The organism is Micromonospora sp. bgisy143 (assembly GCF_057708145.1).
The window spans coordinates 36,121-52,688 of sequence record NZ_JBYIRN010000027.1 but is presented as its reverse complement, the minus strand read 5'-3'; the positions used below and the strand labels follow the sequence as shown (position 1 = coordinate 52,688).

The following is a 16,568-nucleotide window of genomic DNA, read 5'->3' as shown; positions in this document are numbered from 1 at the left end:
CTGCGGGCGGGGTGCTCGCGGCGGCCGGTCAGTGTGAAACGACCCGGTGGCCGGGGCCATTCCCACAGGCGGGCGGCCCGTGGGGGCGTCTGACCCGTGGTCCTGCGATCGTCAGGGTGTGTAACGGCCCCCAGCCCGCCACGATTCCAGCCCACGAGTGCAGCCGGTCACCACACGGGCCCCACAACCGGACATCGCGCCCACCCGAGCCGATCCGGCCCGGTGATCGACTCGAGATCGCCGAACTCGGGGTATCCGGGACCGGTCGACACCCCCATATCGGTGAAGTCGTGTCGATCAAGCGGATCGGGCGGCCCCTGGGCCATCTCGTGCAGGACGTCCCGTCCGCGCGGGGTGAACCGGTGGCTAGCGTTCGTCCGAGGCCCAGGAGGCGCCCCGGTAGAGGGTGCCGCGACCGTCGGGGTCCGGCGTACCCGCCGGTGCCGCACCCCGGCCGGAGACGTCCGAGTCCGATCCGAGGTTGCGGGCGGAGCGGCGCGCCTTCAGCACCCGCGAGCCGACGAACCAGGCGACACCCGCGACGCAGGCGACGATGACGACGTTCTGGAGTGCGCCGACGTAGCCCTCGACGAGGTGCCAGTTGTCACCGAGCAGATAGCCGGCGAGCACGAAGGTGGTGTTCCAGATCAGGCTGCCCAGCGTGGTGTAGAGCAGGAAGGTCCGCACCGGCATCCGCTCCACGCCGGCCGGGATGGAGATCAGGCTCCGGAAGATCGGGATCATCCGGCCGAAGAACACGGCCTTCACGCCGTGCCGCAGGAACCACGCCTCGGTCCGGTCCACGTCGCTGAGTTTCACCAGGGGCAGTCGGGCCACGATGGCACGCATCCGGTCGCGGCCCAGGGACGCGCCGATCAGATAGAGCGCCAACGCGCCCAGCACCGAGCCCAGCGTGGTCCAGAAGATCGCGCCGACCAGGCTCATCCGACCCTGCGCGGCCACGAAGCCGGCCAGCGGCAGGATGACCTCGCTGGGGATCGGCGGAAACAGGTTCTCCAGCGCCACCGCCAGACCTGCGCCCGGCCCGCCGAGCCGTTCCACCAGGTCGCTGACGTAGCCGACGATCCCGCCCTGTGGCGGTTCGGCCGCGGCGGCGGGGGTTCCGGTGGCGAGAACAGGATGCGACGTTCGAAGCATGCGCACACGCTACGAAGCGATCCTGAGAGTCACCCGAGAGCCGCAGGCCCCGCAGACCGCCACGGAGGGGCCGCCGCGCGGTCCGTTGCGGCTGGCCGTGGCGCAGCCGCCGTGCGTACCCCTGGATGTCGCGCACAACGCACGGGCGCACGCCGACGCGGTCCGCGCGGCGCGCGCCCGGCTCGTGGTCTTTCCGGAGCTGTCCCTGACCGGGTACGAGTTGCAGGGGCCGATCGTGCCGGTGGACGACCCGCGGTTGACGCCGCTTGTCGACGCGTGCGCCGAGGCGGGCACGCTGGCGCTGGCCGGCGCGCCGATCGCCGGTGACCACATCGCCGTGCTGGCGGTGACCGGCGACGGCGTGACCGTGGCGTACCGGAAGATGTGGCTGGGCGGCGCGGAGGCGCAGCGGTTCCGGCCGGGAGACACACCGGGCGTGCTCGATGTGGACGGATGGCGCGTCGGTCTGGCGGTCTGCAAGGACACCGGGGTCGCCGAGCACGCGGAGTCGACGGCGGCACTCGGCATCGACGTGTACGCGGCGGGCGTGCTGGAGTCGGCCCGGGACGCCGCCGTGCCGGACGAGCGGGCACGCCGGATCGTCGCCACGCACGGGGTCTGGGTGGCGATGGCGAGCTTCGCCGGATCGACCGGCGGCGGCTACACCGAGGCGGCCGGCCGCTCGGCCATCTGGACACCGCGCGCCGAGGTGGCTGCCCGGGCCGGCACGAGGCCGGGCGAGTGGGTGGCAACCTTGATCCACTGAGGACGGGGATCTGTCGTACCGGTAGGGCAGGATCGGGCCGTGAGCGCGATCCCTCCCCGGCTGTCCGTGATCACCCTCGGTGCCCGCGACCTGGGCCGGCTGCGATCCTTCTACCGGTCCCTGGGCTGGCCGGAGCTGCCGGCCGGCGACGACGGCTGGTCGGCGTTCCTGCTCGGGGGCGTTCTGCTCGCCCTCTACCCGCTGTCCGAGTTGGCCGCCGAGGCGGCGCCCGGTGTCCCCGATCCGGCCGGCGGCTGGTCCGGCGTGACGCTGGCCTGCAATGTCGACCAGCGTGGGGATGTCGACACGGCTTTCGCGGCGGCCGTCGCAGCGGGGGCGACGGTGGTGGCGACGCCCACGGACCGCCCGTGGGGTGGCCGCTCGGCGTACGTCGCCGATCCGGAGGGCAACCGGTGGGAGATCGCCTGGGCGGGTTCGGCGGTCTTCGACGAACGCGGCGCACTCGTCTCGTTCGGCGGGTGAGCCGTGGTTGATCTCGGGCCACGGCCTTTGACATGCTTCGGTCCATGACGATCTTCCCGCCCACCTTCGCCGACGACGTCATCGATCAGCCCGCCCAGACGCAGATCGAGACCTTCATCGACGAGCACCGCCGCGCGCTCAACGAGTCCCTGGACGGGCTGACCGAGGAGCAGGCACGACGCTCGCTGGTGACGTCGCGGACAACCCTGCTGGGCCTGGTGAAGCACGCGGCCTTCGTGGAGAAGGTCTGGTTCGACGAGGCGATCACCTGCCGCTCGCGTGCCGAGATCGGCATCCCGGCGACGCCCGACGAGTCGTTCATCCTCGACGACAGCGACACCATCGCCAGCGTCCAGCAGGCCCACCGCGAGGCGTGCGAGGCGTCCCGCCGTGCGACGGCGTCGCTGGGTCTGGACGACGTGGTGCGCGGCAACCGGCGCGGTCCGCTGCCGCTGCGCTGGGTGTACCTGCACGTCCTTCGGGAGTTGGCGCAGCACTGCGGGCACGCGGAGATCCTGCGCGAGCAGATCCTCGCCGAGGGCTAGCCGACCCGGGCCGTGTCCCCGAAGCGGCGCAGGGTCCAGCGGGCCGGCGGCCAACCGCCGGTGTCGTGGTCGGTGACCCACTCGCTGATCGAGGCCGGGGGCACGTCCAGGTCGAACGCCCGGAAGATCGGCTGCGCGGCGAGCGCGTGGAAGGCGCCCTCCACGGTCTCGCTGTGGCCGACCAGGAGGACGGTGCCGCCCCGGTGCCGGTGCGCGATCTCCATGACGGCGCGGCTGACCCGGACGACCAGTTCGGCCCAGCTCTCGTTGCCGTCCTCGAACGGGCGGAACACTCCCCCACCGGGCACCGCGTGCTCGGTACGGAAACGGGTGACCGGCAACCCGTCGGCGTACGGCGGGGTGTGCCAGGTGCAGAGGCCGCAGTCGGCCAGTGGCCGGACACCGAACGCCGCGGCGATGGGCTGCGCGGTCTCGACAGCCCGGCGCAGCACGGACGAGTACACCGCCACCGGCCCCTCGACGGCGTACTCGTCGACCAGTCGCTGGGCCAGCCGGTGGGCCTGGTCGTGGCCGAGCGGCGTCAGCCCCCGGCACCCGTGCGGGCCGCCCACGATCCCGTCGATCTGGTGGACCGACTCACCGTGCCGCACGAAGATCAGCCGTGTTCGCATCGGCCCATCATGCCAGCGACGCCGGCGGATGGATCAACCGTCCGGACCGACGACGACGTCACTCGGCGTCCAGCACCTCGCGCAGCCGCGCGGCGAACTCCTCGGGCTTGCCCGCGTACCCGAACTCGCCACCGAGGAAGCCGCCGTGGTGGCTCGGGAACACCACGGCCTCCCGGCCGAGCAGCGCCGCCGTGCCGAGGGCGGTACGCGCGGTGTACGTGCCCGCCGACTCCTCGCCGACCGCGATCACGATCCGGGTCGAGGCGGCCGTGAGGACGCTCGCGTCGGGGCGGTAGTCGGTGATCGCCCACGAGTCCTTCGACAGCAGCGGGTTGTCGCGGCTGCCGTCGTCCTCGGTGGGCATGCCGACCATCGCGGGGTCGGGCGCGGGCTGGGCGGAGTAGGCGTCGGTGAACTCGCCCTGCCACGACGTCATCGCGATGAACGCGGCCATGCCGGCCCCGAACCCCTTCGCCTCGTACGCCTCGTTGAAGGCGTTCCGGGCGCGCTCGGCCGCCGCCGCGTCGGGAAGCACCGCGTTGATCGGCGGCTCGTGCGCCACCAGCGTGCCGACGTCGCCGGGATGGGTCGCGACGAGTTCGAGCGCGGTCACCGCGCCGCCGCTGCTGGCGAAGATGTCCACCGGGCCGCCGCCGAGCGCCGCGACGAGCAGGTGCAGGTCGGCCGCCTGCTGCTGGGGGGTGTTGTCGCGGCGACCGTCGCTGCGGGTGCTGCGACCGAGGCCGCGCGGGTCGTAGGTGACGACGGTCCGGTCCGCGAAGTGCGGGGCGAGCGCGTCGAAGCCCTCCGCCGTCATGGGCTGGCCGATCATGAGCAACGCGCGCCGTGCGCCGGTCGGGGGTAGTGGGCCGCGGACGTCGTAGGCCAGGTCGGCGCCGGGCACGGCGAGGCGGTGCGTCTGCTTCGTCGGCATGCCGGTGAGACTACTCAGTCGCCGCGGTCGGCGGGCAGCTCTCGGGTCTGGGCCAGCAGCGTGTCGAGCTGGACGGCGGTCTGTCGGGGCAGTCGGCCCCGGTCCACCAGCTCGGCGATGGTGTCCCGCAGGTCGGCGATGCGCCGCTCGCGGTCCCGGGTACGCCGGTTCGCGTCGGCGAGATCGTCGCGCAGGTCCTCGGCCGTCCGCCGGTCGACGTCGCCAGCGGCGACCGCCGCGGCGAGCACCCGCGCGAACTCGTCGCTGACCTGCCGGAAGCTGACCGGTAGCTGCTGTCCGACGGTCGACGGCACCGCGCTGCTGGGCCGGGGCGACGGGGAGGTGGGGGTCGCCGGCGTCGGCGACTGGGTCCGGGGCGAGGGTGCCGTGGTGGCGGGCGACGACGGGGCGGCGACCGGGCCGGAGCCGGTGGTGTCGGGCGCGCCGAGACCCTGGGTGAGCAGCGCGCCTAGACCGAGCAGCACAGCGAGACTTGCGGCGACGGCGAGCGCGACCGGCCGGCGCGAACGGCGTCGGACCGGTGCGGACACGACCGGTACGGGGCCGAGGACCGGGCGGTCGATCAGGGCGGCCGAGCGGTCGATCAGGGTGGGCGGATGGGCCGCCGGGACGATCCGGAGCAGCTCGGTGGGGGGCTCGACCGGCTGGCCGGCGCCGAACCGGCGGGCGAGCTGTGCGGCGCTGGGCCGCCGGGCCGGGTCGGCGGCGAGGCAGGCGAGGGTCAGCGCGGCGATGTCGGCGGGTAGGCCGGGTACGCGCAGCGGCGGCACGGGTGTGCCGCGCCGGTGCACCTCGATGGCGTCCTCCCAGCTCTGCACGGGCAGGGGCGCCTCGCCGCTGAGCATGCGGTAGAGCAGCGCGCCGAGGGCGTACACGTCGCTGGCCGGGTCGGGCGGGCCGGCGGCGAGGCGTTCCGGGGCGAAGTACGCGGGTGTGCCCATCACCGGCTCGCCGGACTGGCTGTCGAGTCCGCCGAGCGCGGCGATGCCGAAGTCGAGCACCTTGGCGCCGGTGTCGGTGAGCATGACGTTGCCCGGCTTCACGTCGCGGTGCACCACCCCGATGCGGTGCGCGGCGGCCAGCGCGGCCGCGATGTGCCCGGCCACCCGGACCGCCTCCGGCCAGGGCAGCGGGCCGGAGCGCAGCCGGTCGGCCAGGTTGTGGCCCTCGACCAGCTCCATCACCAGGTACGGGACCACAACGCCGTCGGTCAGGGTCGCCTCGGCGTAGTCGTACACCTGGGTGACGTGTGGGTGGGTGAGCCGGGCGGCCGCGCGGGCCTCGCGCTGGATGGTGGCCCGCAGGTGCGGGTCGGCGGCGAGCTGGCCGGCGAGCACCTTGATCGCCACCGGCCGGCCGAGCACCTCGTCGTCGGCCCGCCACACCTCGGACATGCCGCCGAGCCCGATCCGCTCGCGCAGGACGTAGCGGTCGTGGAGGCGGAGGGTGGGCGTGAAGGGTGACATGGCCAGACCAGTCTGCCCGGCGAGTGCCCGATCGACCACCCTGCGTGTCCGGACCGGTACTGTTCGTCCCCGGAGTGCCGCAATGGGCGGACGCTCAGGAGCAGCGGGGCACCGGTCGGGGCTGGATCCGGTCGGCGAGCCGGCGCAGGGCGACGGCGGTCACCTGTCGGGTCGGGGCGAACAGCGGCCGGCGGGCCCTCTCGGTCTGGACCGGGGCGTCCGGTCGGGCCGAGGTGACGTGGCGGTGCATCGCGTCGAGGGCGGTGACGTACCCGGTCGGGAATTCCATGGTCAACTCCTCAGGTGTGGTCCGGTGGAGGCCCGGACGACGAGTTCGGTGGGCAGCAGCACGTGGCCGGCGGCCGCGTCCGTGGGCGGGTCGAGCAGCAGTTCGGCGGCGATCCGGCCCTTCTCCTGGGCCGGCTGCCGGACGGTGGTGAGGCCGGCCGCCGCCGCCTCGGGGACGTCGTCGAACCCGGTCACCGAGACCGGCGGGCTGCCGCCCGGTCGCCGGGCCAGGGCGTCGAGCACGCCGAGGGCGAGCACGTCGGAGCCGGCCAGCACGGCGGTGGGCGGCTCGGGCCGGTCGAACAGTCCGGCCACGGCGGCCGACGCGGCGTGGCCGCTGTTGCCGGGGGCGTTGAGCAGTGTCAGCTCCGACCAGCCGACGCCGACCTCGGCGAACGCGTCGGCGAACCCGGCGAGCCGGCCCCGGGTGGTCGGGTGCGGGGCCCGGTCGAACCCGGACAGGGTCACCGGTCCGGCGGGCGCGTCGGGCAGGACGGAGTCCACGAGCAGGGCGACCCGCCGGTGACCGAGCCCGGCCACGTGCGCGGCGACGCTGTGCGCGGCGGCGCGCTCGTCGATGCCGACGAATCGCTCGTCGGCGGCGGCGTCGTCGCGGACGGCCGTGCTGACGTACGGCAGGCCACGGGCCCGGATGACGTCGAGCGCCCATTCCTCGTCGGCCACGCAGTACACGCAGAAGCCGTCGACGGCGGCGTTCTCCACGGCCCGCCGGGCGTCGACCTGCTCCTTTGGCAGGGGCACCAGCAGCATGCTGGTGCCGTGCCGCTCGGTCGCGGTGCCCACCCCGGCGAGGAAGCGGACGGCGAAGGGGTCGGTGAAGGCGTACGACAACTGCGAGGTGAACAGCACCCCGATCGAGCCGACGAAGCCGCGGCGCAGGGAGCGGGCGGTCGGGTTGGGCCCGGGGTAGCCGAGCTGACGCGCGGCGGCGAGGATCCGCTCGCGCAGGGCCGAGGAGAGCTGGTCGGGGCGACTGTAGGCATTGGACACGGTGCTGCGGGAGACGCCGACGGCGTCCGCCACGGCTTGCAGTGTCGGCTTCACTCGACGCCCCTCTGTATCGATTCAGACTGGATCGATACAGAGACTAGTCCGACACGTCGGCAGCGGTCAATACGAATGAACCCGCACGCGCCCTCAGCAGGGCACCACTACTGCGGGTAGACCTCCTCCAGCAACCGGCCCAGGATCTCCGGCGTACGCTCCGGCGGCTCGGCCTCGACGCAGAGCCGCTCCATGGCCACCGCGTAGTAGTCGAGGTCGTCGCGCTTGTCCAGGTAGAGGGCGCTGGTCAACTGTTCGATGTAGACGATGTCGGGCAGCTCCTGGTCACCGAAGCGCAGGATGGTGAAGGCGCCACCAGCCGCCGCGTGACCACCGGCGGCGAAGGGGATGACCTGAAGTCGGACGGTCGGCGACTTGGTCGCCTCGATGAGCGCGGTGAGCTGGCCCCGCATCACCTCGGGACCGCCGATCGGGCGGCGCAGCGCGGCCTCGTCCACCACGGCCCAGAGCAGCGGCGGCTTGTCCCGGCGCAGCAGTTGCTGGCGCTGCATCCGCAGGTCCACCCGGCGGTCGATCTCGGCGACGCCGGCGCCGCCGTGCCCGAGCAGCACGACCGCCCGGGCGTACTCCGGGGTCTGCAGCAGACCGGGGACGAACTGCACCTCGTAGCTGCGGATCAGCGCCGCTGCCGCCTCCAGCCCCAGGTATGACTGGAACCAACTCGGCAGCACGTCGCCGTACCGGTGCCACCAACCGGGGCTGTTGGCGTCCCGCGCGAGCTTGAGCAGCGCCTCGCGCTCCCCCGCGTCGGTGACGCCGTAGAGGGTGAGCAGGTCGGAGACGTCACGCTCCTTGAAACCGACCCGACCCAGCTCCATCCGGCTGATCTTCGACTCGGAGGAGCGGATCTCCCACCCGGCGCCCTCCCGGGTCACCCCGCTGGACTCCCGCAGCCGACGGAGCTGGGCGCCGAGCAGCATGCGCAGCACGGTTGGCCCGGTTGTCGGGCCGCCCTCGGCGGGAACCATCGTCACTGTGCGGACCTCCGGATACCGACCACGCGATCGGGCACCGAGCCCGACCGACGTGTAAGCATGCCATGGACCGACAGTGAGGTGAACTCCTCCGGACCGGCGATTCAGTCCCATCGCTGGGACCTCTCTGTGCGGCCGGTCAGTTGATCAGGTGGTCGAAGTCCCCGTCCCGGGCACCGAGTACGAAGGCGGCGATTTCGTCCACTGTGTAGATCAGCGCCGGCCCCTCGGGATGACGCGAGTTGCGGACGGCGATGCCGGCGCCCCCGGGCAGTTCGGCGAGTTCGACGCAGTTGCCGCTCGGGTTGCTACGGCGACTCTTTTGCCAGCGCAGAGGGGGCAACTGAGGGATCGGAACGCCATTGGGTGGCTGTTGCATGAGAGGCGTCTTTCTGCTCACGAGCCCGCCGGTGCCCGTGGGAGGAGCGGTGACGCGGCGAGGTGCGGTATCGAGGTCGGGCCGTGCTGCACGTGCATCTGCTATTGCATCTGCACCGGATGGCGAGCATGATAACGCACGTGATCGGTGCTTATCCGTTCACTTTGCGTTACCCCGAGCGGGGTAGCGACCAGGCAAAACTGGCCCCGACGCGGCACCGCGCCGCGCAGACGCAAGGCTGGAGGCGGTCGCGGCGATGGGAGGTCTCCTGCCGGATCCGATGAGCGTCGCCTCCGGCGTCTGTGCCGCCGGAGCCCTGCTCTCCTCGTGGCAACTGCGCCGACGTGCCGTGCGGGCCGAGGCCGAGATCGAGCACCTCCAGGCCGAACTCGCCGCCGAACGGCACGCCGCCAGCCACGACCCGCTCACCGGGCTGCCCAACCGCCGCGCCTTCTACCGTCTCGCCGCCGCCCTGCTCACCAACGCCGACGGCCAGCCGCTGATCGCCATCGTGCTCGACCTCGACGACTTCAAGCAGATCAACGACCGGTACGGGCACGCCGCCGGCGACCAGGTGCTGATCAGCGTCGCCGAGCGACTGGCCGGGTTCGCCGGCGACAACCTCGTCGCCCGCCTCGGCGGCGACGAGTTCGCGGGGCTGCTCGCCAGCCCGACCGTCGACCGACGCTGGATCGAGCACGCCACCCGACGCCTCAGCGAGACCGTCGCCGCGCCCATCCGCCTCAGCGGGTGCAGCGTCCGGGTCACCGCGTCGGTGGGGCTCGCCCCGGTGACCGGCCCGGCCCAGCTCACCGACGCGCTCAGCCGCGCCGACGCGGCCATGTACCAGGCGAAGAGCCTCTCCGGCCCGCGCTCACCGCGCCAGCTCGTCGACAGCGCCCGCTTCGCGGAGTAGCGACTCAGGCGACGCCCGCCCCGAACCAGCGGCGCAGCTCCCTCACCAGGCCGGTCTGGTCGTCGCCGACCCACGCCACATGACCGTCCGGCCGCAGCAGCACGCCGGGTACGGCCAACTCCTCGGCCGCGTCGACGACGTGGTCGACCCGGTCCGCCCACCCGGCGACCGAGAGCCCACCGGTCGCGTCCAGCAGCAGCCCCCGGCCGGCGCGCATCAGCTCGTAGAGCCGCCCCCGGGTCAGCCGCACGTCCCGCAGGTGCCGACCGAGCAGGTCGTGGCCGGGGCCGAAGTCGTACCGGACGCCGAGCGCGGTGACCTTCTCGATCAGGTACCGGTTCACCTCCTCGAAGTCCATCAGCTCCGCCAACAGGTGGCGTACCGCCTGCGGCCCCGGGTCCGGTGACAGCAGGAACATCTGCGCGCGGGTGTTGACCAGGACGTCGGCGGCGACCGGGTGCCGCTCGGCGTGGTAGCTGTCCAGCAGCCCGTCCGGCGCCCAACCGTTGACCTCGGCGGCCAGCTTCCAACCGAGGTTGACCGCGTCCTGGATGCCGAGGTTGAGGCCCTGCCCGCCGGTCGGTGGGTGGATGTGCGCGGCGTCGCCGGCCAGCAGCACCCGGCCGACCCGGTACCGCTCGGCCAGCCGGGTGGCGTCGCCGAAGCGGGAGAGCCAGCGCGGTGAGTGCACCCCGAAGTCGGTGCCCGCGTACGCCCGCAGTTGCTGTCGGAACTCCTCGATGGTCGGCGGGACCGCGCGGTCCGTGGCCACCCCCTCGGCGGGTACGAGGACCCGGTACACGCCGTCGCCCAGTGGTCCGAGGCCGAACCGCAGGTGGGTCCGGCGTACCTCGGCCACCACCTCGGCCACCGTCTGCGCGGGTACGCCCACCTCCATCTCGCCGAGCAGCGAGTCGGCCTGACTGGGTTCACCGGGGAAGTCGACGCCGAGCAGCCGCCGGACCGTGCTGCGACCGCCGTCGCAGCCGACGAGGAAGCGCGAGCGCACCCGCGTGCCGTCGGCCAGTTCCACCGTCACCCCGTCATCGTCCTGGCTCAGTCCGACCACCTCGCTGCCGCGCCGGACCTCGACGCCGACCTCGACGGCGTGCTCTTCGAGCAGGCGGTCCGTGCTGGTCTGCGGGATGCCGAGGACGTACCCGTGCGCGGTGTCGAGGCCGGTCGGCGGCGGCTTGGGGATCGCCGCGAAGTACCCCCCGAGGGGATGCCGGGTGCCCCGGGCGAGGAAGCGTTCCAGCAGGCCGCGCTGGTCCATCACCTCGATGCTGCGCGCGTGCAGCCCGAGCGAGCGGACGTGCGGGGTCGGCTCGGTCTCCTTCTCCAGCACCACCACGCGTACGTCGTGCAGCCGCAGCTCAGCGGCGAGCATCAGGCCGGTCGGTCCACCGCCGGCAATCATCACATCGATCACGAGATCCCCCGATTTTCCCATGTTTGGGCTTCGGGTGGAGATTCTGCGGCACGACCGGGGTCTTGCCGCAAGACCCCGGGTGCGGTATACGTTAGGAGTGGCAGGGAGTGTGATCTCCCTGCCGTTTCTGTTTTTCCGGCTCAGCGCCGTCCCACCGCGTCGCGCAGCGCGGTGTCGGCGAGGGTCACCAGGCCGACCGGCGAGACGAGTCCCCGGACGATCCGGGCGGCCGTCGCCCGATCGTCGAGGTTCGCGGCCGGGTCCAGCGCCTGGCGGGTCCAGTCGCTGAGGTCGTCGAGCGCGCGTACCGCGAGAAACCAGGCCAGCCGCACGGCGTCGATGTCGACGGCGCCGTATCCGGCGAGCGCGGCCCGCTCCTGCTCGGGGGTGACCGGCGCGAAGGCGAGCACCCCGCCCACCACGAACATCAGGTCACCCTCGGGCGGGGCGAGCACCGCGTCGTCCCAGTCGATCAACCAGACCTGGCCGTCCGGGCCGAGCAGCAGGTTGCCCAGGTGGGGATCGCCGTGGCAGACCACCGCCGGCCCGGCCCGGTGGCCGGCGAGTCGTTCGATCCCACCGAGCACGGTGGACACCCGCTCAGCCTGCGCCGACCAGACGGCGGCCAGTTCGGCGACCAACGGATCGTCGTGGTCGGCCCGGTCGCGGAGCCGTCCGGCCACGTCGCGGGTGGCGGCCACGATCGAGGGGTACGCGTCACCGCCGCGCGGCAGCAGCCGTTCCAGCTCGTCGGTCACCGGTACCGCGTGCACGGCGGCCAGCAGTTCGCCGTAGGCACGCCAGTGCGCCTCGGTCATCGGGCCGTCCAGCGCCCGCAGGTCGGAGACCCACGGCACCACGGACAGGCGGTACCCGTCCCGCTCGGCGTACAGACGTCCGTCGCGGGTGCGCACCGGCGGCGCGATACCGGGCACACCCCGCTCGGCCAGGTACGCGGTGACGATCAGGCCGGCCGGCGTACCGCCTCCGCTGAGCTTGACGGCGTACCGCGCGCCGTCGCCCGTCGCACCCCGCCACAGTCGAGCCCGCAGATCAGCCCCGTGCGGCACCTCGTCCACCTTGGACAAGCGAAGCCCGAACTCCTCCCGAACCCACGTCACCACATCCACCCGGCCCACCCACGTCCCCAGTCCCCCGCCCGCCGGCGGTGATCAAGAAGTTCGCGTCACTGTCGGCTCGGATTCTGACGCGAACCTCTTGATCACGCGTCCTGGTTTTTTCGGGTGGGAAAGCAGGTGATTCGGTGTGGGGGGCGGGTACGGGGACAGCAAGGTCCAGCCGACCGACGAGAGGAAGCCCCGTGCCGAGCATCCGTGCGCTCGTACTCAACTGCACCCTCAAGCCGTCGCCCGCACCGTCCAGCTCCGACCAGCTGGGCCGGGAGGTGCTGGCCGAACTGGCCCGGCAGGGCGTGGACGGCGAGATCGTCCGGGTGGTCGACCACAAGGTGCGCTTCGGGGTGTCGACCGACGAGGGCGACGGTGACGGTTGGCCCGCCATCCGCGCCAAGCTGCTCGCCGCCCAGATCCTGATCATCGCCACGCCGATCTGGCTCGGCCAGCCGGCGAGCGTCACCAAGATGGTCCTCGAACGCCTCGACGCCGAGCTGTCCGAGACCGACGACGAGGGGCGGCTGCGCACCTACGGCAAGGTGGCCGGCGTCGCGGTCGTCGGGAACGAGGACGGCGCGCACCACAGCATCGCCGAGGTGCAGGGGGCGCTCAACGAGGTGGGCTTCACCGTGGCCGCGGCCGGCGCGACCTACTGGGTCGGCGAGGCCCTGCACACGGTGGACTACCGCGACGCCGGTCCCAAACCGGACACCACCGGCCGCACCACCAAGGCCCTCGCGCTCAACAGCGCACACCTGGCCCGACTGCTCGCCGAGCAGCCGTACCCGCCGCCGGAGGCGCAGGACGCCGGGGTCGGCCCGAGCCGCGAATGAGCCGGCGAGGCCGTCCCGGCCCGGGTCCCACGGGTACGGTCAGCGCCAGCCGTAGCCGGCGCGCAGCGCCTGCCCGACCCGGTCGAACCGGGGCCGGTCCAGCACGGCACCCTCGCGGCGGATGCTGTCCTCGCGCATGGTGAGCACCCGGTCCAGCCGCACCCAGCTCGGCCGCTTGTCCCGGTCCCACTCGCCGGGGCCGAGCGCGAACCAGTGCCGCTGCCCGTCGCGCTCGCTCTGGCTGGACAGCATCAGCCCGAACAGCGTCCGGCTGTGTCGCCCGACCACCAGCACCGGACGGTCCTTGCCCTGGCGGGGGTCGTCCTCGTACGGCACCCAGGTCCAGACGATCTCACCCGGGTCGGCCTGGCCGTCGACCTCCGGCGCGTAGCTCAGCTCGCGCCGCTGCAACGCGCTCACCTGGCGGGGACGGGCCACCCGCGCCGGAGACGGCCCGGTACGCCGGGGCGACGGGATCGCCGCGCCCACCCGGGAGATACGTTGCGCCACGTTCCTCAACAGACCAGCCACGGCGGGCAGCCTACCGGCCCCGGCGCGGACCCCCGGAGCCGGCGCACTGCGGCAGACTGGGCCGATGAACGAGGTGCCCGACGACCTGCCGATCCTCCAACGGCGTGCGGTACGCGTGGTCGTCTGCGACGACAGCGACCGGGTGCTGCTGTTCCACACCCGCGACCCGGACCACCCCCGGCTGGGCACCTGGTGGGAGCTGCCCGGCGGTGGCATGGACCCGGGCGAGACGTACCGCGAGACCGCCGTGCGGGAGCTGCGCGAGGAGACCGGCATCGTGGTCGCCCCCGGCCAGGTGGGCGCGCCGACCTGGCGACGACGGGCCAGCTTCCTGCACCGCCAGCTGCGGCACGTCCAGGACGAGGTGATCGTCGCCGTACGACTGCCCGGTCCCGGTCCGGACGTGGACGAGACGGACCGGCTCGACTACGAGCGGGAGGACTACTTCGGCTTCCGCTGGTGGCCGCTGGCGGACGTGGTGACCAGCGGCGAACGCTTCTATCCCGGCCAGCTCCCCCGGCTGATCACGCCGTTCCTGGCCGGCGAGCGCATCGACGAGCCGTTCGAGCTGTGGTCGTGAGGAGGATCGGCGCGGATGCCGGACCGGGTCGCACCCGGCAGAGTGGGGGCATGACGACAGACCTGCACGGCCCGCTGTCCGGGTACGCCGAGCGGCTGCACGCCACCATCGGCGACCGGCACCACGTCGCCTCCCCGCTCGGCGCCTGGCTCCTGCTCGCGCTCAGCGCCGCGACGACCGAAGCCGACCAGGCCAGCGGCCCGAACGCAGCCGGCCCGGGCGCGACAGTCGGCCCGGGCGCGACAGTCGGCCCGGCGTCGGCGGCCGGCCCGGACGCGGCGGCCGCGGCCCTGGTGGCGGCGCTGGGGACCGACCTGGCCAGCGCCGCGGAGGCGGCCCGTGTCCTGCTGGACGCGCCGCACCCCCTGGTCGCGTCCGCCACCGCGCTGTGGCTCCGAGCGGGTCGAGGGGTCGACGAGCCGGGCGGATGGCGAGCCACGCTCCCCGCGACGACCGAGGTCGGCCCGCTGCCCGACCAGGCCGGGTTGGACGCCTGGGCGCGCGAGCACACCGACGGCCTGATCGAGACGTTTCCCCTGAAGGTCCGCCCGGATGTGGTGTTCGCCCTGGCCAGCGCGCTCGCCACCCGGATCTCGTGGGCCGAGCCGTTCGACGTCACCGACGCGCGGGCACTCGGCACCGGCAGCGCCTGGGCGGGTGACCTCCGCCAGGCGTTGCGCAGCCCGGGCCACGGGCACCGGGGCGCCATCGTCACGACCGAGCGGGCCGGCGACGTGATCGTGCACGCCGCCCGGGCCCAGGCGGTCGACGGCGCGGGGCTGGTGGTGCTCTCGGTGGCCGCCGCGCCGCACGTGCCGGCGGCCGATGTGCTCGCCACCGCGTACCGGCTCAGCGCCGGCGCGGCCGACGGCGCGCAACCCGCGGGTCGGCGCTCACTGTTCGACCTGCCGCTCGGCGAGACCCCGCTGTGGACACTGCGCGAGGAGCGGGTACGCACCCGCGCCCGCGACGGCCGCGAGGAGCGGCATCAGGCGATACTCCCCTGCTGGTCGGCGCGCAGCGAGCACGATCTCACCGCCCAGGCGCTGGGCTTCGAGGCCGCCGCGGTGACGCTGGGCAGGGCGCTCGACCAACCGGTCCAGGGTTTCGAGGCGCGGCAGGTGGCGATGGCCCGGTACGGCCGGTACGGGTTCGAGGCGGCGGCGGTGACCGGGATGTTCGGCACGGTCAGCCTGCCACCGGAGGGAGTCGCCCGCACTGCCGAGCTGCGTTTCGGGCACCCGTACGCGGTGGTGGCCGTCGCCACCGACAGCAGGGCGGACGGGACCACCGGGCCATGGCACGGGGTGCCGGTCTTCTCCGCCTGGGTCACCGAGCCCGAGGAGCTGCCCGACGCCGAAAGGTGAAGCCGTTGATCCACACCGGGTCGGCGATGTGGCGGCTTCGGCGCTTCGGGATCCACCCACGTCGGCGATCTGGTGTGGATCACGCGAGATCGGACGGACCTTCGTCGCGGGGCAGCCGCGCCACCATCTCGTGGAACTCCCGGACGGTCACCGCCTCGCGCAGGGTCGCGAAGACGGCGCCGGTGCCGAGCCGTGCCGTGGCCGCGTCCACCCCGGCCCGCCGAGCGACCCGGCGCAGGAAGTCCACCGGCCCGGCGTCCATCGGTGGCGGGGCGGCGGCACCGCCGACGTCGAGGCCCACACCGGTGTCGAGCCCGGCACCGCCGGTCGTCGGAATCGGGGTCGAGTCGGTCGGGTGGGCGTCCGGCGCGAAGTCGTACAGGTAGCCGTCGACCTGGTCGGGAAGGTGCCCGGCGGGGTCGGGCGTGGCGCCGGTGACGCGTTCCGCCATCGTGGTGAGCACCGCGCGGGCGAGGGCGGCGGCCTGCCCGGTGGGTAGGCCGGAGCGTCGGGACACCGCGTCGATGAACTGCGGAAACCCGTCGCCGCCCGCGCTGTCGGTCACGCCGGGGCGGTTACCCGCGCGCGGCGGGGGCAAACGGGCCGGAACCGGGTCAGCGCAGCAGATCCGCGGCCCGCAGGTGGTCGAAGATGAGCTGGTCGACCGGGGAGGTACGGTGCCGGTCGGCGTACCCGAGCCAGGCCATCTCGGCGATCTCGCTGGCCGGCCGTAGCCGCCCCCGGTAGCCGGCTTGATAGCAGGTCATCCGCACCGCGACGCCGGCCGCGTGCCCGTGCGCCTGGGCGGTGAACGTGCCCAGGTGGGTCGCCCCGCGCACGTCCACCTCGACGCTCAACTCCTCACCGATCTCCCGGCGCAGGGTCTCCAGGTCGCTCTCCCCCGGCTCGCGCTTGCCGCCGGGCAGGTACCAGACGTCCTTGCCCTGCGATCGGGTGCTCAGCACCCGCCCGTCCTCGATCAGGATCCAGGCCACCTTGTCGATCTCGCGCACGTCGTCCCCTTCACGGCCAGCGGGACCGGGC

20 protein-coding genes are annotated in these 16,568 nt (G+C 73.4%); 7 read left to right on the top strand and 13 right to left on the bottom strand.

Going from position 1 to position 16,568, the window contains the following annotated elements:
* Window positions 1–366 precede the first annotated feature (366 nt).
* Window positions 367–1,158 carry a DedA family protein gene (locus AC3EN4_RS25730; RefSeq protein ID WP_435208437.1) on the bottom strand — a complete coding sequence of 264 codons (792 nt, stop codon included), beginning with the start codon at window positions 1,156–1,158 and terminating at the stop codon, window positions 367–369.
* A gap of 85 nt (window positions 1,159–1,243) precedes the next feature.
* Here AC3EN4_RS25730 and AC3EN4_RS25725 point away from each other — a divergent pair, with 85 nt between their 5' ends.
* The 3 genes from AC3EN4_RS25725 to AC3EN4_RS25715 are packed head-to-tail and all read left to right on the top strand — an operon-like array spanning window position 1,244 to window position 2,952.
* A complete protein-coding gene (locus AC3EN4_RS25725) occupies window positions 1,244–1,924 on the top strand; it encodes a carbon-nitrogen hydrolase family protein (RefSeq protein WP_435208509.1) in 681 nt (226 codons plus the stop codon).
* A 39-nt stretch (window positions 1,925–1,963) separates the two neighbouring features.
* Window positions 1,964–2,407: a VOC family protein gene (locus AC3EN4_RS25720; RefSeq protein ID WP_435208435.1), complete on the top strand. Its 444-nt coding sequence runs from the start codon at window positions 1,964–1,966 to the stop codon at window positions 2,405–2,407.
* A gap of 44 nt (window positions 2,408–2,451) precedes the next feature.
* The gene (locus tag AC3EN4_RS25715; RefSeq protein WP_435208433.1) at window positions 2,452–2,952 is read left to right on the top strand and encodes a DinB family protein; all 501 of its coding nucleotides are present in this window, start codon (window positions 2,452–2,454) and stop codon (window positions 2,950–2,952) included.
* Here AC3EN4_RS25715 and AC3EN4_RS25710 read toward each other — a convergent pair.
* From AC3EN4_RS25710 to AC3EN4_RS25680, 7 genes are all read right to left on the bottom strand, one after another.
* Window positions 2,949–3,584 carry a histidine phosphatase family protein gene (locus AC3EN4_RS25710; RefSeq protein ID WP_435208431.1) on the bottom strand — a complete coding sequence of 212 codons (636 nt, stop codon included), beginning with the start codon at window positions 3,582–3,584 and terminating at the stop codon, window positions 2,949–2,951. The two genes, AC3EN4_RS25715 and AC3EN4_RS25710, sit on opposite strands and share 4 nt — an antisense overlap.
* Window positions 3,585–3,642: 58 nt before the next feature.
* Window positions 3,643–4,518, bottom strand: coding sequence for an alpha/beta fold hydrolase (locus AC3EN4_RS25705; protein WP_435208429.1), 876 nt, complete (start codon window positions 4,516–4,518; stop codon window positions 3,643–3,645).
* 14 nt (window positions 4,519–4,532) lie between these two features.
* Window positions 4,533–6,005 carry a serine/threonine-protein kinase gene (locus AC3EN4_RS25700; protein ID WP_435208427.1) on the bottom strand — a complete coding sequence of 491 codons (1,473 nt, stop codon included), beginning with the start codon at window positions 6,003–6,005 and terminating at the stop codon, window positions 4,533–4,535.
* Window positions 6,006–6,099: 94 nt separating this feature from the next.
* The gene (locus AC3EN4_RS25695; protein WP_435208425.1) at window positions 6,100–6,294 is read right to left on the bottom strand and encodes a hypothetical protein; all 195 of its coding nucleotides are present in this window, start codon (window positions 6,292–6,294) and stop codon (window positions 6,100–6,102) included.
* A 2-nt stretch (window positions 6,295–6,296) separates the two neighbouring features.
* Window positions 6,297–7,337: a LacI family DNA-binding transcriptional regulator gene (locus tag AC3EN4_RS25690; protein WP_435208423.1), complete on the bottom strand. Its 1,041-nt coding sequence runs from the start codon at window positions 7,335–7,337 to the stop codon at window positions 6,297–6,299.
* Window positions 7,338–7,465: 128 nt separating this feature from the next.
* Complete coding sequence (locus AC3EN4_RS25685) at window positions 7,466–8,353, bottom strand: helix-turn-helix domain-containing protein (protein ID WP_435208421.1); 888 nt, start codon at window positions 8,351–8,353, stop codon at window positions 7,466–7,468.
* Between the two features lie 139 nt (window positions 8,354–8,492).
* A complete protein-coding gene (locus AC3EN4_RS25680) occupies window positions 8,493–8,732 on the bottom strand; it encodes a DUF397 domain-containing protein (protein WP_422739843.1) in 240 nt (79 codons plus the stop codon).
* Between the two features lie 268 nt (window positions 8,733–9,000).
* Between AC3EN4_RS25680 and AC3EN4_RS25675 the strand changes: the two genes are divergently transcribed.
* On the top strand, window positions 9,001–9,648 hold the full coding sequence (locus tag AC3EN4_RS25675; RefSeq protein ID WP_422740687.1) for a GGDEF domain-containing protein: 648 nt from the start codon (window positions 9,001–9,003) through the stop codon (window positions 9,646–9,648).
* A gap of 4 nt (window positions 9,649–9,652) precedes the next feature.
* Here AC3EN4_RS25675 and rox read toward each other — a convergent pair whose 3' ends face one another.
* Together rox and AC3EN4_RS25665 are read right to left on the bottom strand one after the other, a co-directional pair.
* Window positions 9,653–11,080 (bottom strand): rifampin monooxygenase, encoded by a 1,428-nt coding sequence (gene rox, locus AC3EN4_RS25670; RefSeq protein WP_435208419.1) that lies wholly within the window; start codon window positions 11,078–11,080, stop codon window positions 9,653–9,655.
* 140 nt (window positions 11,081–11,220) lie between these two features.
* A complete protein-coding gene (locus AC3EN4_RS25665) occupies window positions 11,221–12,201 on the bottom strand; it encodes a phosphotransferase enzyme family protein (RefSeq protein WP_435208417.1) in 981 nt (326 codons plus the stop codon).
* Between the two features lie 200 nt (window positions 12,202–12,401).
* Here AC3EN4_RS25665 and AC3EN4_RS25660 point away from each other — a divergent pair, with 200 nt between their 5' ends.
* Window positions 12,402–13,046 carry a flavodoxin family protein gene (locus AC3EN4_RS25660; RefSeq protein ID WP_435208415.1) on the top strand — a complete coding sequence of 215 codons (645 nt, stop codon included), beginning with the start codon at window positions 12,402–12,404 and terminating at the stop codon, window positions 13,044–13,046.
* Window positions 13,047–13,085: 39 nt separating this feature from the next.
* Here the strand turns inward: AC3EN4_RS25660 and AC3EN4_RS25655 are convergent, their stop codons facing one another.
* Complete coding sequence (locus AC3EN4_RS25655; protein WP_422739839.1) at window positions 13,086–13,577, bottom strand: type II toxin-antitoxin system PemK/MazF family toxin; 492 nt, start codon at window positions 13,575–13,577, stop codon at window positions 13,086–13,088.
* Window positions 13,578–13,641: 64 nt separating this feature from the next.
* Here AC3EN4_RS25655 and AC3EN4_RS25650 point away from each other — a divergent pair, with 64 nt between their 5' ends.
* Window positions 13,642–14,157, top strand: a complete 516-nt coding sequence (locus AC3EN4_RS25650; protein WP_435208414.1) for an NUDIX hydrolase — start codon at window positions 13,642–13,644, stop codon at window positions 14,155–14,157.
* Between the two features lie 50 nt (window positions 14,158–14,207).
* Window positions 14,208–15,524: a hypothetical protein gene (locus AC3EN4_RS25645; RefSeq protein WP_435208413.1), complete on the top strand. Its 1,317-nt coding sequence runs from the start codon at window positions 14,208–14,210 to the stop codon at window positions 15,522–15,524.
* Window positions 15,525–15,603: 79 nt separating this feature from the next.
* Here the strand turns inward: AC3EN4_RS25645 and AC3EN4_RS25640 are convergent, their stop codons facing one another.
* Together AC3EN4_RS25640 and AC3EN4_RS25635 are read right to left on the bottom strand one after the other, a co-directional pair.
* The gene (locus AC3EN4_RS25640) at window positions 15,604–16,089 is read right to left on the bottom strand and encodes a DUF2267 domain-containing protein (protein WP_435208411.1); all 486 of its coding nucleotides are present in this window, start codon (window positions 16,087–16,089) and stop codon (window positions 15,604–15,606) included.
* Between the two features lie 49 nt (window positions 16,090–16,138).
* The gene (locus AC3EN4_RS25635; RefSeq protein WP_435208409.1) at window positions 16,139–16,537 is read right to left on the bottom strand and encodes an NUDIX hydrolase; all 399 of its coding nucleotides are present in this window, start codon (window positions 16,535–16,537) and stop codon (window positions 16,139–16,141) included.
* Window positions 16,538–16,568: the final 31 nt, after the last annotated feature.